This is a genomic window from Mesorhizobium sp. M7A.F.Ca.CA.003.01.2.1, from assembly GCF_003998945.1.
GTDB lineage: Bacteria > Pseudomonadota > Alphaproteobacteria > Rhizobiales > Rhizobiaceae > Mesorhizobium > Mesorhizobium ciceri.
In genome coordinates this window covers 1-1,117 of sequence record NZ_RZRA01001320.1, presented here as the reverse complement: position 1 = coordinate 1,117, position 1,117 = coordinate 1, and the positions used below count along the sequence as shown (strand labels likewise).

The following is a 1,117-nucleotide window of genomic DNA, read 5'->3' as shown; positions in this document are numbered from 1 at the left end:
AACAGCAGGCGCTGGAAGAGACCGTCGGCGGCAGCGGCATTCTCCCGCGCCGAAAGATGCTCGACATTGTGGGCAACGAAGAGCGAAGGCCGCTCAGCGAACAGCTTTTCGAAGGCCCCGGCGAACTGCACGGAATTCAAGACATAGCCGTCAAACGGTCCGGCACGCTCAATGGCAGCGAGAACATCGCTGTCGGACACGGCGCGCAGCTTGACCGACGCGAAGGTGAGGCCCGAAAGCAGCGCCTTGCCGACCCAGGCCAGCTTTTGCCGCGCGGAGGCATTTTCCGTGCGCACGTCGATCGCACCCAGCACCACGGTGTTTTCGGGGTCGGCCGCGGGCTTCCCCGGCCAGGTAAAGCCGATGACGGTGACGCGCGCGCCAGCGCGCCGCAAGGCAGCGATGATCGCAGCGTTGGCGATCTCGTAGCCCGAGGCGAGAGCGCCGTCGGGCACGATCGATGTGGCGAACAGCAGATGCATCTTACCTATCCAGTGGTGTAGCCGGTAGCAAAGTGCGGTGAACCCTTGATTAAGCCTGCACATTCGACGGCCGAAAGCCGCTGCCTGGCGGGCTTCTCCGTGCAAGGTGATTAACGAAACCTTATCAACCGTGGTGCTACCAGAGCCCAACTCACCATGTGGCTGGACACGGATGATCCCTTTGCCATCGGACGGTTCGGTATCGGTCGCGGGACGCACGCCGCGGCTTGACGTCGAGGCCGTCGAAGCCGTCGTCACCTTGCCGACCTTCAAGCGTCCCGAGCAGGTGCTGGAAACGCTGGCGTCGCTGCGCGCGCAGCAAACCGGCAGGCGCTTTGCCGTGATCGTCATGGAGAACGAAGCCGAGGCGCGGGCCGGCGCCAAGGCGGTGCTGCCGCTGTTCGAGCGGGGCGAAATGCCGGGCCTGGTGATCATCGCGCATGAGCGCGGCAATTGCAGCGCCTACAATGCCGGCTGGCAGACAGCCATCCTGCAATTCCCGAACTTCAGGCATCTGCTGGTCATCGACGACGACGAGATCGCCGATCCGCAGTGGCTGGAACGGATGTGCCTGGCTGCCGAAACGCTCGGCGCCGACATTGTCGGCGGCCCGCAGGTGCCCGTGTTTGCCGACC

General features: G+C 64.5%; 1 protein-coding gene and 1 pseudogene. One reads left to right on the top strand and one right to left on the bottom strand.

Features of this window, described 5'->3' with window-relative positions; all coding sequences use genetic code 11:
• A pseudogene (locus EN969_RS32340) lies at positions 1-482 on the bottom strand (glycosyl transferase); the annotation flags it as partial.
• Between the two features lie 172 nt (positions 483-654).
• Here EN969_RS32340 and EN969_RS32335 point away from each other — a divergent pair.
• Positions 655-1,117: glycosyltransferase (locus EN969_RS32335; RefSeq protein ID WP_127419799.1), on the top strand; the 463-nt coding region annotated here is incomplete at its 3' end.